Origin of the sequence: Rhizobium ruizarguesonis (genome assembly GCF_017357285.1) — a bacterium.
Taxonomy (GTDB): domain Bacteria; phylum Pseudomonadota; class Alphaproteobacteria; order Rhizobiales; family Rhizobiaceae; genus Rhizobium; species Rhizobium ruizarguesonis.
This window is the reverse complement of the sequence record NZ_CP071678.1, coordinates 1,395,022-1,411,570: the sequence shown is the minus strand read 5'-3', so window position 1 is coordinate 1,411,570 and position 16,549 is coordinate 1,395,022. Positions and strand designations below refer to the sequence as shown.

25 protein-coding genes are annotated in these 16,549 nt (G+C 60.5%); 9 read left to right on the top strand and 16 right to left on the bottom strand.

From position 1 onward, the window contains the following. The first annotated feature begins 1 nt into the window (after position 1). Together J3P73_RS07010 and J3P73_RS07005 are read left to right on the top strand one after the other, a co-directional pair. Positions 2-184, top strand: coding sequence for a hypothetical protein (locus J3P73_RS07010; RefSeq protein ID WP_018485189.1), 183 nt, complete (start codon positions 2-4; stop codon positions 182-184). Between the two features lie 319 nt (positions 185-503). Then, entirely contained in the window at positions 504-704 is a 201-nt protein-coding gene (locus J3P73_RS07005) for a hypothetical protein (protein WP_018068819.1), read from the top strand. A 604-nt stretch (positions 705-1,308) separates the two neighbouring features. Here J3P73_RS07005 and J3P73_RS07000 read toward each other — a convergent pair. From J3P73_RS07000 to J3P73_RS06970, 7 genes are all read right to left on the bottom strand, one after another. After that, positions 1,309-1,494, bottom strand: a complete 186-nt coding sequence (locus J3P73_RS07000) for a hypothetical protein (protein ID WP_075225273.1) — start codon at positions 1,492-1,494, stop codon at positions 1,309-1,311. Between the two features lie 249 nt (positions 1,495-1,743). Beyond that, a complete protein-coding gene (locus J3P73_RS06995) occupies positions 1,744-2,172 on the bottom strand; it encodes a hypothetical protein (RefSeq protein ID WP_018068821.1) in 429 nt (142 codons plus the stop codon). Between the two features lie 16 nt (positions 2,173-2,188). After that, the gene (locus tag J3P73_RS06990; protein WP_027689700.1) at positions 2,189-3,796 is read right to left on the bottom strand and encodes a hypothetical protein; all 1,608 of its coding nucleotides are present in this window, start codon (positions 3,794-3,796) and stop codon (positions 2,189-2,191) included. Next, entirely contained in the window at positions 3,793-4,005 is a 213-nt protein-coding gene (locus tag J3P73_RS06985) for a hypothetical protein (RefSeq protein WP_026170649.1), read from the bottom strand. Before J3P73_RS06985 ends, J3P73_RS06990 begins: the two co-directional genes overlap by 4 nt. 19 nt (positions 4,006-4,024) lie before the next feature. Next, the gene (locus J3P73_RS06980) at positions 4,025-4,387 is read right to left on the bottom strand and encodes a hypothetical protein (RefSeq protein ID WP_027689699.1); all 363 of its coding nucleotides are present in this window, start codon (positions 4,385-4,387) and stop codon (positions 4,025-4,027) included. After that, the gene (locus J3P73_RS06975; RefSeq protein ID WP_130681361.1) at positions 4,387-4,851 is read right to left on the bottom strand and encodes a lysozyme; all 465 of its coding nucleotides are present in this window, start codon (positions 4,849-4,851) and stop codon (positions 4,387-4,389) included. Before J3P73_RS06975 ends, J3P73_RS06980 begins: the two co-directional genes overlap by 1 nt. Continuing rightward, positions 4,826-5,080, bottom strand: a complete 255-nt coding sequence (locus tag J3P73_RS06970) for a DUF7940 domain-containing protein (protein WP_024322739.1) — start codon at positions 5,078-5,080, stop codon at positions 4,826-4,828. The genes J3P73_RS06975 and J3P73_RS06970 overlap by 26 nt, the downstream gene beginning before the upstream one ends. A gap of 247 nt (positions 5,081-5,327) precedes the next feature. Between J3P73_RS06970 and J3P73_RS06965 the strand changes: the two genes are divergently transcribed. Both J3P73_RS06965 and J3P73_RS06960 read left to right on the top strand, forming a co-directional pair. Beyond that, positions 5,328-5,864, top strand: a complete 537-nt coding sequence (locus J3P73_RS06965; protein ID WP_018068827.1) for a hypothetical protein — start codon at positions 5,328-5,330, stop codon at positions 5,862-5,864. A 127-nt stretch (positions 5,865-5,991) separates the two neighbouring features. Continuing rightward, positions 5,992-6,675, top strand: coding sequence for a methyltransferase family protein (locus tag J3P73_RS06960; RefSeq protein WP_207579829.1), 684 nt, complete (start codon positions 5,992-5,994; stop codon positions 6,673-6,675). Positions 6,676-7,224: 549 nt separating this feature from the next. Here the strand turns inward: J3P73_RS06960 and J3P73_RS06955 are convergent. From J3P73_RS06955 to J3P73_RS06930, 4 genes are read right to left on the bottom strand one after another with little or no spacing between them, the layout of a single operon-like run. Continuing rightward, positions 7,225-7,587, bottom strand: coding sequence for a hypothetical protein (locus tag J3P73_RS06955; protein ID WP_027689699.1), 363 nt, complete (start codon positions 7,585-7,587; stop codon positions 7,225-7,227). Next, complete coding sequence (locus J3P73_RS38135; protein WP_165422318.1) at positions 7,587-9,260, bottom strand: glycoside hydrolase family protein; 1,674 nt, start codon at positions 9,258-9,260, stop codon at positions 7,587-7,589. Before J3P73_RS38135 ends, J3P73_RS06955 begins: the two co-directional genes overlap by 1 nt. Continuing rightward, complete coding sequence (locus J3P73_RS06935; protein WP_024322770.1) at positions 9,226-9,699, bottom strand: terminase small subunit-like protein; 474 nt, start codon at positions 9,697-9,699, stop codon at positions 9,226-9,228. Before J3P73_RS06935 ends, J3P73_RS38135 begins: the two co-directional genes overlap by 35 nt. A 22-nt stretch (positions 9,700-9,721) precedes the next feature. Beyond that, the gene (locus J3P73_RS06930; RefSeq protein WP_024322771.1) at positions 9,722-9,958 is read right to left on the bottom strand and encodes a spike base protein, RCAP_Rcc01079 family; all 237 of its coding nucleotides are present in this window, start codon (positions 9,956-9,958) and stop codon (positions 9,722-9,724) included. A gap of 698 nt (positions 9,959-10,656) precedes the next feature. Here J3P73_RS06930 and J3P73_RS06925 point away from each other — a divergent pair. Next, entirely contained in the window at positions 10,657-11,538 is an 882-nt protein-coding gene (locus J3P73_RS06925; RefSeq protein ID WP_130654938.1) for a dienelactone hydrolase family protein, read from the top strand. Positions 11,539-11,755: 217 nt separating this feature from the next. On the opposite strand, the gene J3P73_RS06920 is transcribed toward J3P73_RS06925, so the two are convergent. Together J3P73_RS06920 and J3P73_RS06915 are read right to left on the bottom strand one after the other, a co-directional pair. Then, the gene (locus J3P73_RS06920; RefSeq protein WP_018068858.1) at positions 11,756-12,286 is read right to left on the bottom strand and encodes a YidB family protein; all 531 of its coding nucleotides are present in this window, start codon (positions 12,284-12,286) and stop codon (positions 11,756-11,758) included. Positions 12,287-12,437: 151 nt separating this feature from the next. Further along, a complete protein-coding gene (locus J3P73_RS06915; RefSeq protein ID WP_207579828.1) occupies positions 12,438-12,779 on the bottom strand; it encodes a hypothetical protein in 342 nt (113 codons plus the stop codon). A 192-nt stretch (positions 12,780-12,971) separates the two neighbouring features. On the opposite strand from J3P73_RS06915, the gene J3P73_RS06910 reads away from it, so the two are divergent. The 3 genes from J3P73_RS06910 (at position 12,972) to J3P73_RS06900 (ending at position 14,243) form a co-directional block, all read left to right on the top strand. Continuing rightward, entirely contained in the window at positions 12,972-13,301 is a 330-nt protein-coding gene (locus J3P73_RS06910) for an ArsR/SmtB family transcription factor (RefSeq protein ID WP_018068859.1), read from the top strand. Continuing rightward, positions 13,298-13,762 (top strand): SRPBCC family protein, encoded by a 465-nt coding sequence (locus J3P73_RS06905; RefSeq protein WP_024322774.1) that lies wholly within the window; start codon positions 13,298-13,300, stop codon positions 13,760-13,762. The genes J3P73_RS06910 and J3P73_RS06905 overlap by 4 nt, the downstream gene beginning before the upstream one ends. A 64-nt stretch (positions 13,763-13,826) precedes the next feature. Then, on the top strand, positions 13,827-14,243 hold the full coding sequence (locus tag J3P73_RS06900; protein ID WP_018068861.1) for a GFA family protein: 417 nt from the start codon (positions 13,827-13,829) through the stop codon (positions 14,241-14,243). Between the two features lie 99 nt (positions 14,244-14,342). On the opposite strand, the gene J3P73_RS06895 is transcribed toward J3P73_RS06900, so the two are convergent. Beyond that, positions 14,343-14,750: a GFA family protein gene (locus tag J3P73_RS06895; protein ID WP_024322775.1), complete on the bottom strand. Its 408-nt coding sequence runs from the start codon at positions 14,748-14,750 to the stop codon at positions 14,343-14,345. 13 nt (positions 14,751-14,763) lie between these two features. Between J3P73_RS06895 and J3P73_RS06890 the strand changes: the two genes are divergently transcribed. Continuing rightward, entirely contained in the window at positions 14,764-14,997 is a 234-nt protein-coding gene (locus tag J3P73_RS06890; protein ID WP_018068863.1) for a hypothetical protein, read from the top strand. Positions 14,998-15,036: 39 nt separating this feature from the next. On the opposite strand, the gene J3P73_RS06885 is transcribed toward J3P73_RS06890, so the two are convergent. Both J3P73_RS06885 and J3P73_RS06880 read right to left on the bottom strand, forming a co-directional pair. Then, on the bottom strand, positions 15,037-15,435 hold the full coding sequence (locus tag J3P73_RS06885; protein ID WP_018068864.1) for a hypothetical protein: 399 nt from the start codon (positions 15,433-15,435) through the stop codon (positions 15,037-15,039). Positions 15,436-15,614: 179 nt separating this feature from the next. Further along, positions 15,615-16,517: an NADP-dependent oxidoreductase gene (locus tag J3P73_RS06880; protein ID WP_024322776.1), complete on the bottom strand. Its 903-nt coding sequence runs from the start codon at positions 16,515-16,517 to the stop codon at positions 15,615-15,617. Positions 16,518-16,549 lie beyond the last annotated feature (32 nt).

The window sequence follows — 16,549 nt, the reverse complement described above, 5'->3', positions numbered from 1 at the left end:
CATGACCAATGACACAACGAAAAAGCCCCAGCCCGCCAAAGCGGCCGTGACTGACGGGCCCTACGACGTCATCTACTTCGCGAAGAAACACCGCATTTCCAACGAGGATGCCAAAGGCATCATCGAAAAGCACGGCGCCAATCGCAAAGAGGCTGATAAGGCCGGCCGGCGCATCAGCGTCTGAAGCCGCGCAAAGGACGCTGTAACACTTTGGATCGACGCATCGTGCTTCCGAAAATCGATTCCGATTTTCGGGCCGATGCGTTAGCCGCGGCTGGCTTGACATGCTTTCGATGCCACGATGCAACACAGCGGACGAATTAACCCTACTGGCTTACCTTAATATCAGCATGCGCTTGAATACGTCGGGGCCTATGCCATCGTAGCTTCAGGAAAACATTTCTGGTTCCTGAAGCAGCTCGCCGGAACCGTTGCCTGCCTTTCCGTGGAAAGACAGGCTTCCATGCATAGGGGCCGAGCTCAATCAAAATGGAGGGTATGCCATGAACAATGTCTTGGAATTTCGTGCAAAATGCCCGCATGTCGAAAGTCTGTCCGACTGTCGGGAAGCGCTTGAGCCGGCCGTCATGAAAATCGTCAGCGACGCCATCGGCAAGGGATATACGGCCGCTGAAGCCGCCATGGTGGTTGCCGATATCGCCGACGATTACATCCTCATGCTGTCGCGGCGCCCACGGCATTGATACGCTTTGCTAGCCCGCACCTGTGCCTTCGTGGGCCAGCGCAGGTGCTGAGGTCGACGCGGATCGGGGCGTCTTCGAAGGCGGGAACTTCGAACATCCAGCTGACGAACGACCGCTGGCAACAGCCGGGAGCAAAGCGCCTATCATCGTGCTTGCATCAGTGGACCGCGCAGCAACTGCAGGGGTGCAGTGGTACAGGAGACGAGACCTGCCGCGCGATCCGCCGGCAAAACCCCTGATCTTGTCGGAAGTTCCCCGGCAGAAATGCGACGCCGCTATCCCGGAAATTCCGCCTGGGGATCATCGACAACCTGGCCGGGCACGTTGCGACCGTCACACCGATAAGCTCCCGCCGGGCGAAAACCGACAGGCACATCACAACGCCAACGAAAAACCCCGCCGGAGCGGGGCTTTCAGCGGATCCAGGTGGAGCAAGCCGAACATTCGGCCGACGTTTCAAACAAGATCGATCACTTCAAAACCCGGCAAAAGCACCTCTTTCGCGAGCGTTCACGGCGCTACTCTGTTCCGCTCAATCTTTGAATCATCGCCGTAATGTAGCGTGTAATGATCACTTGCGACGCCTTCCGCGACGCCTCCCCACCTAACGCCACTTAGGCTGGCCCGGCGGAGCATTGGCCTGGATTTCATGGAGCGGTGCCCGAGAGCCCAGGAGCTTCTTCAGCTTCTTCTCCTCCGCCGGGCCGATCCCGAACTTGCGGCAATGTTCGGCGACATCGTGCTCTCGCGGGCCGGGAATACGAACTTGGCGATTGTTCATGGTCTTCATGACACTTCCTCCTTAAGAGGAAAACCGGCAGGCGGCCGTTTTGTTCGTTAGTGATGCCTAAAATTTAAGGGTTTGCTTGCTTCGGTTTGGGGCGAGTGAGAAAATGCCGGTCTGCTGGCGTTGTGTGGCTAGCCCTCATGCCAATAATCGAAAATCCGCCGAGGCGGCGTGGTGCAGTCAAGGAGCCAATCGGTCATGTCTGCTTGAAGAGCACCTGTCTTTCTCTCCAGAGATCACAGATCGAGCCGATCAATTGATCTTCAACCAATGCCGAAGCGCCGCCACCGCGCCATCGCTCGCATAAGCGATCATCCCCCCAATCGTCAGTCCCGCAAAGGCAATCAACCCCGATATTCCGTAACCGATCGTTTTCATCCGCTTCCACTCTTCAAGCGCCGGCCCGACCGCGTCGTGGTTCTTCTCGACGGTCTCCTTGAGGGTTTTGATTTCCTCGCGGATCTGAGCGTCCGCGCCGCCGCTGATCGCCATCCTGGTGTCGAGATGGGCAATCTGCCTGGCCTGCTCGTCGAGCCGCTTGTGGATCACGGCGCGGCTGTCATGGGCCCTCACCTTTTCGTCGCTGACCTCCTTGCGCAGAAGCGCGACGTTGTCCTCGATGCCCGTCAGTCTTCCCTCGACGCGCCCGAGAGCGCGGAGAATATCGTCATTCGATGTCATCTCTCTCAGTGCTCGCCTAGGGGTAAAATTTCAGCTTTTCGGATTGCGGCAAGCGGCTGACAAATCGCAAGATCCCTTGCAGCGTCGGATGGACATAAGACGAGACATCGAGGTTCATGCCGTGGGCCAGCAGCGCGGCATTGTCCTGGACGTTGGTGGCAAATATCTCCTGAACCTTATAGTCAGCCGTCCCGTCGCCATTGTCGATGCGGCCATAGGTGTTTCTCGACGTCCATTGACCAGGCTGATATTCGAACATGATGCGGGTGCCGTCCGGCACTGAAGCCGGCAGCTTGATCGTGTCCCACGTCGTCACGCCGTCCTGATTTCCAGGATGCCCGACGACGTTTCCGAGCGGAAACATTTCAGCGGCCGGCGACTTCGTCGGATCGATGTCCGTCGTGAAGGCGAGCAGCTGATCGATGACCTTGGCGTAACGAGAACTCGCCTTGATGGTGTTGTTCACCGTCGCCAAGGTGGTTGTCCATAAGGCGGGAACGGTATAGCCCGCGACCGTCCGGCCGCTGTCCGACGAAGGGGTCATGGTCGGAATTATGGTGACGCCGACGACATGGATGCCCGCCCCATAGCGCGTCTTGACGCGGTCGACCAAGCCGAGCTTGGCGTTCGACCATGTGCTTGCCGTGGCGCTGTTATCGTTGCGGCCGGACTGGTCGAGAACGAACGTCCAGATATTCTTGCCGCCGTTGTATGTGTCCCGGATCGCGTCGATCATGGCCCAGCGCTTGGTTGCCGACGTCGCCAGTTCCTGCACCGACTTCGAGCCGGGGACGCCCATGACGAGGGGTATGATACTGCCCCATAGCGGATCTCGTGCATCAAGCCAGCGCAGCCACATGCCCATGTTGCGCCTGGCATCGGCCGTGGCGGCAATCTCCTGGCGCTCGATGAGGCTATCGGACAGGACCATCGGAACCGGCCGGCCGTCCCACCCCTTGGCCAGAACCATTGCAGGGCCATAGGCAAGAGGCTGCGAGTTGCTCTCATTGCCGACCGTATTATAGAACGTGTCGCGGGCTGGCGTGCTCGCCGCGTTCGCCAGGGCCAGCGCCCGAATCGACGTCAGATCGGTGGCGGCCCAATATTTTTCGCCCCGATGGCGCTGGCAGCGATAGCCGCCAATATAGGTCTGCCCGATCGTACCGTGCCACACCGTTCGGATGCCGAAGACAGACCAGGCCGGCAGGGCGCTTGGCAGCGTCACCTGCCCGTAGACAATGCCGGTCGACGCCGTGACGGTCGCGGCCGCGTTGCCGCCGAAGAGCACCGGGTATTCCGTGCCATCCGGGTGAATGAAGAACACCTCATCGATCGCAATATCGGCATTCGGCAAGATCGTCTCCTGCGGCGCAAGGTTGCCCTCCGTGCAGCCGAAACCCACAAAGGGAATCAGGAAATCGTTGGTTTCGTAATCAGGTGAGCCGAAGAACAGCTTTGAACATTGATAGTTCAGGTCGGCCGCGTAAGTTTGCGTGAAACCCGCCGGCCAACGGGTGCCGGTGGCGGCCGGCATATAGCGGCTGGCATCCGGCACCCATGGCGGGGGCGCAAGGTCAGCTCCGCCCATCGGGTTCGTCAGGGCAAGCGAGATGGCATTCATCATCGGCGTGTTCCATATCTGCTGGTGAGGTCGTCGTAGAATTGAATGGTGCGCCCCTGGCGGGCGTTGGCACGGTCGAGCGCCTGGCGCTCGCGGGCAAGGATGGCGATGACAGGCTCGCCCTCGACGACAGGCGTATGCGCTTCCTGGCGGCGGAGATCATCCGGCAGCGGCGGCAGAGCGACGCCCGCCGCCGCCTGCCCTGTCGTCACCGCCGCCTTGTTCAAGCGCTCAGTGGCGGAGCAGCCACTGACGATCAGCAGCAGTGACAGCGCAAGCGCGGTTCTTTTCCGAAAGCTGAAGCTCATAAGATTGGATCTCGATTTCGAGTGTGTCTTTGGCGGCCTGCTCGGCGGCCTCGGCGGCCGCGAGACGCTTGCGGTGCTCTTCGCCGGCCTTAGCCGCCGCGTTGCGCTGGCGCTCCATCTCGGCAGCCTGGGCCTCGGCTGCGGTCTTTTCGGCAACGAGGATATAGCCGGCGCGCGCCTGCCTTGCCGCCGAGGGATAGCCGATCGAGACGGCATAGAGGTGATAAAGCATCAGGCCGGCGGCGATGCCGGCGCCCATCTTGAGCGTGTCGAGGATGGAGAACATCAGACGCCCTCGAGGCAGAATTGGCGCTCTTTCTGCCGGCGCCGCGTCAGGCCGGGAAAGACGATGCCGGCGGCGCGATTCCACTTCAAAAGCGCCTCGCAGCCTTCGGCCGCCCTGCCCTGGTTGATGAGCCTGACCGCGCTCGAGCCACAGGCCGCCTTGACGCCGACATTATAGGCAAAGGAGGTCAGCGCCACGAAGCGCGCATCCGGCAGGGGCACGCGCACGCAGCTTTCGATGCCGCTCGCATAGGTCTTAAGCTCCAGCGCCAGGAGCGCCCTGCACTGCTCCACCGTCTTGCGGTCCCCCGGCTTCACGCCATTGGTGCTGCCATAACAGATCGTCCACGGCTTCCCTTGCGTCGCCGGATCGGGATAGGCATTCTGGCGCAGCCCCTCGAACGATCCGACGAGCGCCACGGCCATGGCCGCGGCGGCACTACCCTTCTGCAGGCGGTTTGCCATTCAGATCTCCTGAGATTTGCTGCTGAACGAAGATGCGGGCGATGATCGCTGCCGCAGCGAAGAGCCCCGATGCCGTGGACATGGCGAGCTGTATGTAGAGGTTGCCGGACACCCAGCTGGCAGCGACGACGTTGGTGACGGGCTCAACGACGATGAAGAGCAGCCCCAGCGCCACGAGGCGCACCGACCAGGCGCGCCTCAGCACGGCGCGCCAGTTATGGACGAGCATGGAACGTCTCCGATGTTTGGAGGGGTTAAGCCGTGATCAGGTTCCGAAGGCGACGAAGAGCAATAGCCGCAGCGGCGTGCCGTCGATGTTCATGAAATCGCCTCGTTGAGGTGGATAAGTTTTGTGGAAGGTTGCAAATCTCCGCAGCCGGAGTCATTCATGCGGCGCTGGTCAAGCGGTAAGCCCTGCTAAAGCATTTGCGAATATTCTGCCCAGAACCACGAGGCCTGCCGAAGGAGGAAAGCGAATGCGTGTCTTCGTTCTGACTTTTGTTCGTCTCGGACCTGCTTTGGTCTATGCCATCGGTGCGGTATTTGCCGCCAGCATGCTACTGCTGGCCATGTATCCATCACGCCCGTTTGCTTGGGCGCTGTACCTGACGATGCTGCCGGTGTTGCGCTTACCTCTTATGTTACTTAGCGCGGCGGGGATGGGGGCGTGGGAACTTCTCATTGCGTTTGCGTCAATGGCGATTTTCGGCGTCTATCTTGCTTTTCATCCGAAACGGTTTCTTAGGGCACGCTTCGTTCATGCCCATGTTGCGCTGCTTGGGCTGGTGCTTGCCAATGCCGCTGCAAGCACAGCAGAAGCAGGTCGCAGTGGGGCGTCACTCCCCGCCGGTTATATCGACTGGTCACTGCCGTTGCCTACAGCGCTGCTCGGAACCGCGTTGATCGTCGTGGCCGCCCTCGCCTGCCTTTTCACTCACGCCGAGATCATCCGCCGCATCCGCATCCGGGCCAGAATTGATCGGCTGCTGGCGCATCGCGTGTCGTTGCATTGACAGACGCCGACGGCGGCGCGTCGGTGTAAATCACATCCCCAATAGTTGGTATTCACCAATTTAGCCGGTTGCGATTGCCATTTTCCGCAACCGTGCGAAGATGCGTTCAAACAACGTGGGGGTACAAATGAGCAATCGACACTTGATTATTACAGATGTCACCGGCCGGATTGGTATCTGTTCCTATTCAATACTAGTTGTATGGACCAAGATTGCGCGGACGATGACGACCGGCGACTATCCGTCCCGGGGCGTCGTATTCCTAATAGCTGAGATCGCTGCGATCTTATTTATCGGCATGATGTGTGTCGTGACCTTAACGAGAATGCCCCAAGTACGGTCTGCGCGCGGCGTTGAACCATACCTGGCGGCGATGGCAGGCACCTTCCTCTTCCTGCTGATCGCCTTCCTGCCTCCGCCAATGGTGTTGCCAGATACTGTGCGCCTTGCCGCAATGGTTTTGATGATCATTGGCTTCGTTTCATCGGCATATATGCTTGCGATCCTCGGCCGCAGTTTCAGCATAGCACCGGGTGCAAGAGCTCTGGTCACAACGGGGCCATATTCCATCGTCCGGCACCCGCTCTATCTGACCGAGGAGATATTCATTATCGGAATGATCCTATTCAGCTTTTCTCCGTGGACGGTACTTCTCGGAATCGTGCATTGGTGCCTGCAACTTCGCCGGATGAGTAACGAAGAGACGGTGCTCCGGGCGGCATTTCCAGACTACCGGTCATATGCCGAGCGCGTCCCCAAGGTGATTCCGTTTTTGCCCATGCGCGGCAAACGCGCCACGGCCACTGGATGATTTCCTCGCTAGGTTCCGGCCGAGAGGCGACAGCGCCAGAATGGAGATGATCAGCCGTCATGGCGGCAAAGGCCGGGGCGTCATCGGTCACACCATCCCCGATCGCTCCATAATCATCTGGGTTGTAAATCGTCATGGGTCTTTATCCTCTCTGCGGGTATTGGTAAGAGCTAGCTTAGGGTTGGATCGCATCAGTCATCATCACGCTTGCAATTCTCTACCTGCGCGCGCCGGACATTTGGCCGGCACGGTTTTGGGCTGAGGATTTGCTTGCATTTTGTCGCAGGCTCAGCACGGCGGGATTTCAGTCCTCTTCAAACCGTATGCTGGCTATCTGCACACCGTTCCGAGGGTTATCAGCTTGCGTCTCTATGTTTCCCGACAACCTATGCGCCGGAAGTATTCTTGTTTTTTGTACTGTTCTTCACTGGCTGGGCCGCGTCTCTAATAGCGAGAAGCGTCGGAGGATGGATCGGTGTTTGGGCCGGTGCATCCCTGGTCGTGACGCCCGCCGCCTGCCCTGTCGTCACCGCCGCCTTGTTCAAGCGCTCAGTGGCGGAGCAGCCACTGACGATCAGCAGCAGTGACAGCGCAAGCGCGGTTCTTTTCCGAAAGCTGAAGCTCATAAGATTGGATCTCGATTTCGAGTGTGTCTTTGGCGGCCTGCTCGGCGGCCTCGGCGGCCGCGAGACGCTTGCGGTGCTCTTCGCCGGCCTTAGCCGCCGCGTTGCGCTGGCGCTCCATCTCGGCAGCCTGGGCCTCGGCTGCGGTCTTTTCGGCAACGAGGATATAGCCGGCGCGCGCCTGCCTGGCCGCCGAGGGATAGCCGATCGAGACGGCATAGAGGTGATAGAGCATCAGGCCGGCGGCGATGCCGGCGCCCATCTTGAGCGTGTCAAGGATGGAGAACATCAGACGCCCTCGAGGCAGAAGGCGCGCTCTTTCTGCCGGCGCCGCGTCAGGCCGGGAAAGACGATGCCGGCGGCGCGATTCCACTTCAAAAGCGCCTCGCAGCCTTCGGCCACCCTGCCCTCATTGATGAGCCTGACCGCGCTCGAGCCGCAGGCCGCCTTGACGCCGACATTATAGGCAAAGGAGGTCAGCGCCACGAAGCGGGCATCCGGCAGGGGCACGCGCACGCAGCTTTCGATGCCGCTCGCATAGGTCTGCAGTTCCAGCGCCAACAGCGCCTTGCACTGCTCCACCGTCTTGCGGTCCCCCGGCTTCACGCCATTGGTGCTGCCATAACAGATCGTCCACGGCTTCCCTTGCGTCGCCGGATCGGGATAGGCATTCTGGCGCAACCCCTCGAACGATGCGACGAGCGCCACGGCCAGCCTGGCGACCAGCCGGGGATCCTCCTGCAGGAAGAACTCGGCCTGCGTCTGTGGACTGATCGCGCCCACCTCTTCGCCCTTCTGAGCCGCAAAGTTATAGAGCTTCTGCAGGCGGGTATTACGCCACGACATGATGCCGCCCGAGGTGCCCGGCTTTCCGCTTCCGCTCGGGTCAGACCAGGAGCTGTTGGCTCTCTTGGTCGAGAACTGGCTTTCGGACTGACCCGTCGAGGCGATGGCCGCCAGACCGTAAGGGTTGGTGACCTGGATGATCGATCCATCCCGCTGCTTATAACCGTCCACATGCGGGAAGACCCCGATGCGCTCTTCGGCATCGGCGACCGCCATCTGGTCGGCGTAATAGGCGCCCTCGACGCTCGCCTCGAAGGCTTCCGCCGGCGTCGAGGGATATTCGCGCTTCATGTCGCCGAGCTGGGTTTCGGCCTTCTTGACGTACCAGGCCTTCTGCCCATCCGTCAGCGTGATGCCCTGGTCGGCCAGGTTGCCGAAATACTTTGCGAAAGCATCGCTGATGATGACGCCTTCAGGCGCGATCGCATATTGCGGCTCCTTCCACCAGGGGAAGAAATGGAACTTGAAGTCCAGTTCGGTCAGCTTTGCCGCCTGGCGCTGCTTGACCTGGCCATCTTCGCAAAGTGTGTAGAAATGCCCTTCCTGGCCTTCCGCCGTGCTTTCGACGAAGACCAGCTGGCCGGCCTGCACCGTATTCAAAGCGCCGGTGCGGACTTCCCTCGCCTTCTCCGGATATTTCGCGCAAAGCTTTCCATATTCGGAAATATGAAGATATTGCAGCGTTCCCGAGCGCAGCGAGGTGCCGACACGAATGCTCGAATTGTTGCCAAGCAGCAGTTCGGTCTGGTTGCCCCTGACGACTGGCACGGCGTTGCGGATACCATCGGGCAGATTGTCGTAGGGGTATTTGATCTTGTCCCGGAAGATCGTCTGCACGTCGCCCAGCGTATGGGCGATCGTGCCGGCCCTGATATCCCGGTTGAAGACGCAGGCATCGAGCATGAAGATCTGAATGAAGGTCGTGAGGCCCAGCTGGCGGGCTTTCAGCAGCACATTGAGATAATGCATCTGCTCGAAAAAGGTCATCTGCGTCCAATTCATCTCGAACCTGACGCGTTTGCCCGATTTGTCGGTGATCCAATAGAGATTGTTCAGACGCCAGCGCCAGTCGGAAAACTGGTCAACCGCCGTTTGGAAGTCCGCGCGTCTTGCCATTGATATCTTCCAGCAACTGCGAAACCTCGCCGGTGACGACGCCATGGTCGGGCTCGACCTTGGAACCGTATTTCTTCGGCTTCAGTTTCTCGGCGACCCACTGACGGGTGGCGATGCGAAGCTGCGACCGGCGGATGGCTTCGCCATTCTCCTGCCAGCCGGTGGTCTCGCCGCTCGCGTTCTTCTTTTCGATCCAGTCGTCTGCACGATCATCGGCAATCTCGACCATCTCATCGACAAAGCCATCCGCCTGAATCTCGCGCGCCAGGGCGTATTTGGCCCGAAAACCGGCCTTGTCGTCATCGGCGAGCCAGGACAGCACGCTCGACATCGCCGGCATCGCTTCATCCCGGCAGATCGACCGGAGGCTTTCCCTGTCGGCGATGCGCTCGCAAATCCTGTCGGCAATCGCCTGGGTGAACTTGATGGGTCTGCCCATGAGGCGCCGCTTCTGGAGGGTTCTAGAACAGCGCGACGATGTTGGAGGCCGTGGTCCCGGTCAGCGCCACGATGGCGGCGTGAACCGGCAGGATCGTCCCGGCAGGCACGCTCCTGAAGATCACAGGATCCATGTCCCGGCGCGGCGCAATGGCAACGTCACCCGTCGTGCCGATATAAAGCGCGCGCGCACCGACGATGGCGGTATCGCTCGGCGTTACCACTGCAGCCCGCGAGGCCGGAGCAATCGAAGCGTCCATTGCAGTTCTCCTTGGAAGAGGCGAGCGCTACCCGGCCCGATCCCCAATGTGATCGAACATGAAAGGTCAGGCGGAAGAGGATGAGGGTCAATGATGATCTGGGGACGCCGGCCGGACGGTGACAGACACACCGATCGGAGGGCGGCGCCGACTTGGTCGACATCACCTTCTGGATTCAAATTTCGCAGCTTGGATTTACGGTAGTCATAACTGATTTGCCGGGGGGTGATCAACGGCTAATCGTGAGTCTCGCGTCAGTTCGAAACCGAGCCTGCTCGACCCGATGGTGCCAGATTGCTCTACCCCGCGCCGGCGGCAGATTTGTCGGAACACCGCCCCATACTCCGTCATCCTCGGCTCAGGTGTAAAGCCCGAGGATGACGGAGCAAGGGGTGGGCGCTGTGGAAAATCTGCGGTGGTGGCTCACTGAGGCTGACGGATGTTATTGACCGATCAGCGCGGTCTTGGCCCGCCTCGCGATCTGGTTCGGCATGTCACCGTACGATCGGAGGGCGGCGCCGACTTGGTCGACATTCCCTCTTAATTCAAATTTCGCAGCTTGGATTTGCGGTAGTCATAAATGATCCGCCAGGGGGTGATCAAGGGCTTTTGATTGCAGGTCAGGCGCCGGTTTGAAATCCGACCCAATCGGCGGCAGAACGCCTCACCGCTTTGCGAGCCTTCAGGTCCGGCGTACAATGAGCAGGCTGTTGATCAAACGGTGGAGAAGTTCAGTGAAAACCACGAGACTTTTTCTTTGCCTTGTCGCTTTTCTCGGCGCCACGTTCGCTGGAAACCCGGCTGATGCCGACGAATTGGTTCACTTCGAAAGCGCTCCCATCAAGCTCAGCCCGTTTCGAATACGCAAGGCCAATGAACTGGGAGAGAACCTCCCTCAACCGCAAGGCACGCCATTACTGGGATATGTGTCCCGCCCCCAAGGTGATGGTCCCTTCCCGGCGGTCGTCGTCATGCATGGATGCGGCGGCATGCGTTTGAGCGTCAAAGACCTTTGGCCGAAACGGCTGGTCTCATGGGGTTACGTCGTGCTGGTTGTCGATAGCTTCACCACCCGCAATATCAAGGACACGTGCCAAAGCTATCTGCCCGATCGCGTCTTCGACGCCTATGGCGCTTTGGACTTTTTATCTAAATCGAGCTTTGTCGATGCTCAGCGCGTTGCCCTGATGGGCTTTTCAGCGGGCGGCACGGCGACGCTGGAGGGAACAAAAATCGAAGGCAACGAACAGCTCATGGACCGCAAATTCAGGGCAGCGGTTGCCTACTATCCCCTCTGTGCGGCAAGTCAGGGCGATGCGACAGTGCCGACCTTGATCTTGAGTGGCGACCGAGACAATTGGAGCCCGGCCGACCGATGCCGCAAGAGGCTTGCCGGTCTGAGTGACAATAGCCCGCCCATCGAGCTCAATATCTACAAGGGTACCTACCACGATTTTGATGCCCCGGAGTTTAAGGTGGGGCGGAGGGTGTTTGGCCATATCGAAAAATACAATCCAGACGCCGCCGAAAAGTCCATCAGCAGCGTTCACACATTCCTTCAGAAATACCTCTCGAACTAACGCGCGTACTCGAAGCCTGTCGCCGGCGGGGCGTATGGCTGAAACATACCCCCAACCGCCGTCATCCCAGGCCTCGAGCCTGGGATCCATGCCGCTGCCGGCGAAGGCCGGCGTGGTTCGTCGGGCAAGCCCAAGGGAGCCGGAGTGCGGGTGAGCTCTCGGGCCAATACAGCGATGGCAGACGCAGTGACGCTGGTCGCGCGCCACTACCTCGATATCAGATGGTGCTCGGCCGCGCGGAGGTGGTGGATTGGCTGGCGGAAGACATAAACTCCTCGGCGGTCGGCAGTTTTCCCTGTGGGGTCAGGTCGTCGACGGCCTTGGGAAGATCGCGGCTCAGCCGATCGAGAATCTGCTGATGTGAAAGGCCGGTATTCGAAGCAATCTCGTTCAGAACGTCCGGGCCCAGTGCTTCGGCAAGCTGGCCGTCATTGATGTCGGCATTCTGGCCTGGCTGCACCCATGAGTCGATTTTGTCACCGTGACCGTTCTGCTGAAACGTCTTCAGCAGATCGCCCAGACCGCCGCTGACGATGCCGCCGGATGTCAGCCCGCCGAGCAGGCCGCCGAGACCACCCGAACCACCCAGTCCGCCAAGGATGCCCCCAAGCCCGCCCGGCTGCTGGTTTCCCGCGCCAGGCTGCTGAGGGTTCTGGATGCCCCGCAGGAGCTCCCCGATCTTGTCCCTGTTCTGGTAGCCGGCAACGGCAAGGACGGCGAGAAGCGCCTTCAATTGACCGCTCATCATGATGAATCCTCCAATGGTGCTTCAAAGATGCAGGCGGCCCAAAGCAGAGCGCTGCATGGGCAGCAATGTTCGGATTGCCCAAAGGTTCCGCGCCGGCCGCATTCGGTCGACGATCGCGAAGGCCGGCCGATTTTATTGCTCACGCCCCGGCTCAGATTTCCGGGCAGCCTCGCTGGTTGGCGAAGGTCATTCGCTCCGGTCCACGGCGCGTCATCCCCTGGACAACGATGCTGCGGGAAGACATGCGTATGATCTGCGCCCTGCGAAGTCCTTCGCTGCGTGCGATGTCGAGGGCGTCGTCCGGATCGCAGCCTTGCCGTCCGCGCCGGTCATATCGGTCATATCGCTCAGGGTCGCGATCACGATCGTAAACGCCCAGTCCGCCGGGGCCAATACGCAATTCCAAGTCCTGCGCGGCGGCGATCGTCGGCGAGATCGTCAGCCCGGTTATCGCGGCCAAGCCGACCAGGACAAACTGAAGAGATTGACGCATAACTTCCTCCCACGGTGTTATCACCATCGGAGTAGCAACATCGCCATGTGCGTTTTGTTCCTCAAGGCAAGAGGGCGTTGGATCACTCCGCAAGAACAGCCGGATGCGCACCACCTGAGCGGCGTAGCGACTGGCTATCGAAAAAACAAATTAGTATTGACTCATCAATTAGCATACGCTATTGATTTCTCCATGACCGAAGCCGTTTCCATCACCGTCGTCATGCGCGCGCTTGCCGATCCCACACGTCGGGCCGTGTTTGAGCAGATCGTCAACGCCGATGAGATCACCGTCGTCGAACTGACGCGGGCAAGCAGCGTCACGCAGGGCGCGGTTTCGCAGCACCTCAAGGCGCTGAAACAGGCGGGCCTCGTCACTGAGCGCCCCGAGGGCCGGAAGGTCTATTACCGCGCCGAGCCGGAAGGCCTGGAGCCACTTGTGGACTGGATGAGCCATTACGGCGTCTTCTGGCGCGACCGTTTTGCCAATCTCAGAACTTTGCTGAAGGAAATCGATCCATGAGCGACGCCGCATTGAAGCCCGACACGCAAGAGATCGTGGTTGACGAGGTTTTCCCGCATCGGCCGGAGACGATCTGGAAAACACTGACCACGGCCAATCTGATGGGCCGCTGGCTGATGATGCCGGCGGGCTTCGAGCCGGTGGAAGGCAAACGCTTCACCTACCAGACGACGCCGGCCGGCGCCTGGGACGGCACAATTCACTGCCAGGTGTTGGAGGTGAAGCCGAACGAGCGTCTCTCCTATGCCTGGAAAGGCGGGCATGAGGGAAATGCCGGCTACGGCTCCCCGCTCAACACTGTCGTCACCTTCATCCTGTCCGAGGTCGAAGCCGGCACCCGGCTTCGCCTCATCCATTCCGGCTTCGTCCTGCCCAGGAATGAAACCGCCTTCCAGAAGATGGGCGAAGGCTGGAAGAAGGTCGTGAAGAATATCGGCGCCATCGTCGACGAGACGGACTGAGGCGCCCGACATCGCGCTTGCCGACGCAACATTTTATTGGGCAGCGCTTCATCAGGAGAAAGATATGAGCAAGCCTTACACCGGCGGATGCGCCTGCGGTGCGATCCACTATGAAATCGCGGCCGAGCCGATTGCGATGAACGACTGCCAGTGCCGCGACTGCCAGGCGACCAGCGGCACCGGGCACGGATCCTATCTGACCTTCCCAAGCCGGCAGGCGGTGAAGCTCGACGGCAAGGCGACGCATTGGGACATGGTCGCCGACAGCGGCAACGTCAAGACGCGCGGCTTCTGCCCCGCCTGCGGCACGCCGGTCTACCTCACCTTCTCTGCCATGCCCGATCTCTTTACCATTCACGCCGCCAGCCTCGACGATCCCACCCGATACCAGCCGCAGATGGTGACTTACACCGTGCGCGGCCTCGCCTGGGACCGGGTCGATCCGGCGGTGCCGAAATTCGAGACGATGCCGCCGATGTGACGCTGGGGCAGCGGCCGCTCGAAACGCACAAGAGCGGCGGCTGCGCGGGCGATATCGAGCGCCCGCTCAAGCTGGTGATCCAGGCGATGCCCGGAGAGGTCAATTTCCGGCAAGACGCTCGATCGGCTCGGCGAGATCGAGCCAATGCGGACGATTGTCCCACCAATGAACATGATCCGGCGCGGGAAAGGACGGATCGGCGAATGTGCCGCCGGCGATGACGACGGTGCCGGGAAAATATGTTCCGGATTTCGAAAATCCGCCCCCGCCGCAGATCCGGCAAAAGACTTTCATCACATCCGGTGTGGTTTCGCCTTGCGGATACCACACGGAATATTCTCCGGCGACGACCCGGACATTTTCCTCGGGGAACCACACATTGTGCGCAAGCGCACTGCCGGATGCACGCTGACAACGCGTGCAGGTGCAGACGTGGTTGTGCACAGGATCGCCATCGACCTCCAGGGACAGGGCGCCACAGGTACACTTCGCATGAAAGATGGGCATAGGGGCAAATTCCGTGTTTCCTGACGGCAATCGATCCTACGACGCAGGAATCGACAAGGTCGATCATCAATTTACCCACGCTTTCGAATGCGACCAAGCGTCACCGGATGGAAGCCCCGTCGTCGCGGCGACGATGCATCGCCGTTTTCGAGAGATCCGGCTCACGCAGTCGCGCAAAAGTGTGCAGTGGTTTTGCGATAACGACATGCGTAAAAACAAGGACCTAAAGCGCAAGGAGCGAATCTGAAAGATTGCGACGCGCTTTAGAAGCGTTGCATGGCGGCACTCAAGGGAAGATGCCCGCCATTTTGAGTTTGTCGCAGAAGCTCGCTATGGCTTTCGCGACGCCCTGGCTGCAGGGAAACTTGAATGGTCGCGTGGCTTCCTGGGTCAAAATCGGCTCGCCCGTTGCGGCGTCACGGCCGGTAACATGCGTCGTCAGCAGGATGCCGCAGGCCGCGCCGGCAGCCTCGTCGATCGCCATCTGGACATCGCCAAGATAGGCATCGCTGGGGACGTCGATGATGAAGGCCGTGAAGTATCTCACGCCGCGGCTCCCCGCCACGGCCTTGGCCAGGCTTGCATGCGCCTCGGAAACCCCAATCTCCTTCTCCGGCGGCCACATCACATCACTTGCAGGCCACGCATCATCTTCCACGGCTTCGCCGATCGGCTGCTCACGCATATCCGCTCTCCATATCTTCGGTTTTCAGATGGCGGCCGCCGCGCCGATGTTCTTATTATGTTCTGATAACCAAGAGTGTCAAGACGGGTGTTTTGCTGTGAGTGTCCTTCCAGTGCAACCGCCGGAGCGTGGTGCAGGATCAAGAGATCTGCACCACGCTCCGGCCCTGTCTTCAACCCTCAATGCTTGAGCACGACCTTGCCCGGGGCTCCGGCTGCGACTGCATTCTGCGCCGCACCGATCTCCTCCAGGGTGAAGGTGTGGGAAATCGGGATGACCAGCAGGCCGCGCACGGCGGCATCCAGCACGGCGTCGAGCGTCGCCGTGTCGGTGCGGTGGAAAAGTTCATGGATGGTGAGACGGTCTCCGGCATTGGCGCCTTCCGGCACCGGAACGATGCTGGCGACCGTGCCACCGTCGCGGACATTGCCGATGAGGTTGCCGGCCACCGGGCCGGCAGCGCTGATCCCATAGGCAAAGTCCGGGCTTGCGGCAGGAAGCGTGATGTCGAGCGCTTCGCCGGCCAGTTCCCGGCCTTCGCTCAGCCGCTCGGGACGGACGCCGGCCACCGGCTTGGCGCCGATCTGCCTGAGATATTGGATGGCGGAACGGCCGACGGTGCCGAGGCCGCCGGAGACCAGAACCCGGTCGCCGGCCTTGACATCAAGCGCCTCGACGGCCTGGCGTCCGGTCAGCCCGGCCTTGACCAGCGACGCACCCTCTTCAAAGCTCAGGCCAGCCGGCAGTTTGGCGACGGATGTGGCGGGAAGCACGCCATATTCGGCATGGGCGCCTTTGCCGTTTGCCGCGAAATCGGCAACGACCCGGTCACCGACCGCAAAGCCGGTGACGCCGTCTCCGAGTACGGAGATGGTACCGGCCGCGTCGCCCCCGAGCACGGCCGGCAGCGGCAGCGGAATGAACTTGGCCATGAAACCCTGACGGAGAATGAGGTCGAAAGGATTGACGGCGGATGCCTCGATCTTGATCAGGACTTCGCCCGGACCAGGCGTCGGCGTCGGGATATCGCCGATTTCGAACTGATCGACATCGCCGTAGGATTTGAGAAGGGCGGCTTTCATCGTGGATCTCCAGGATTGTCGTCGCGTTTGGG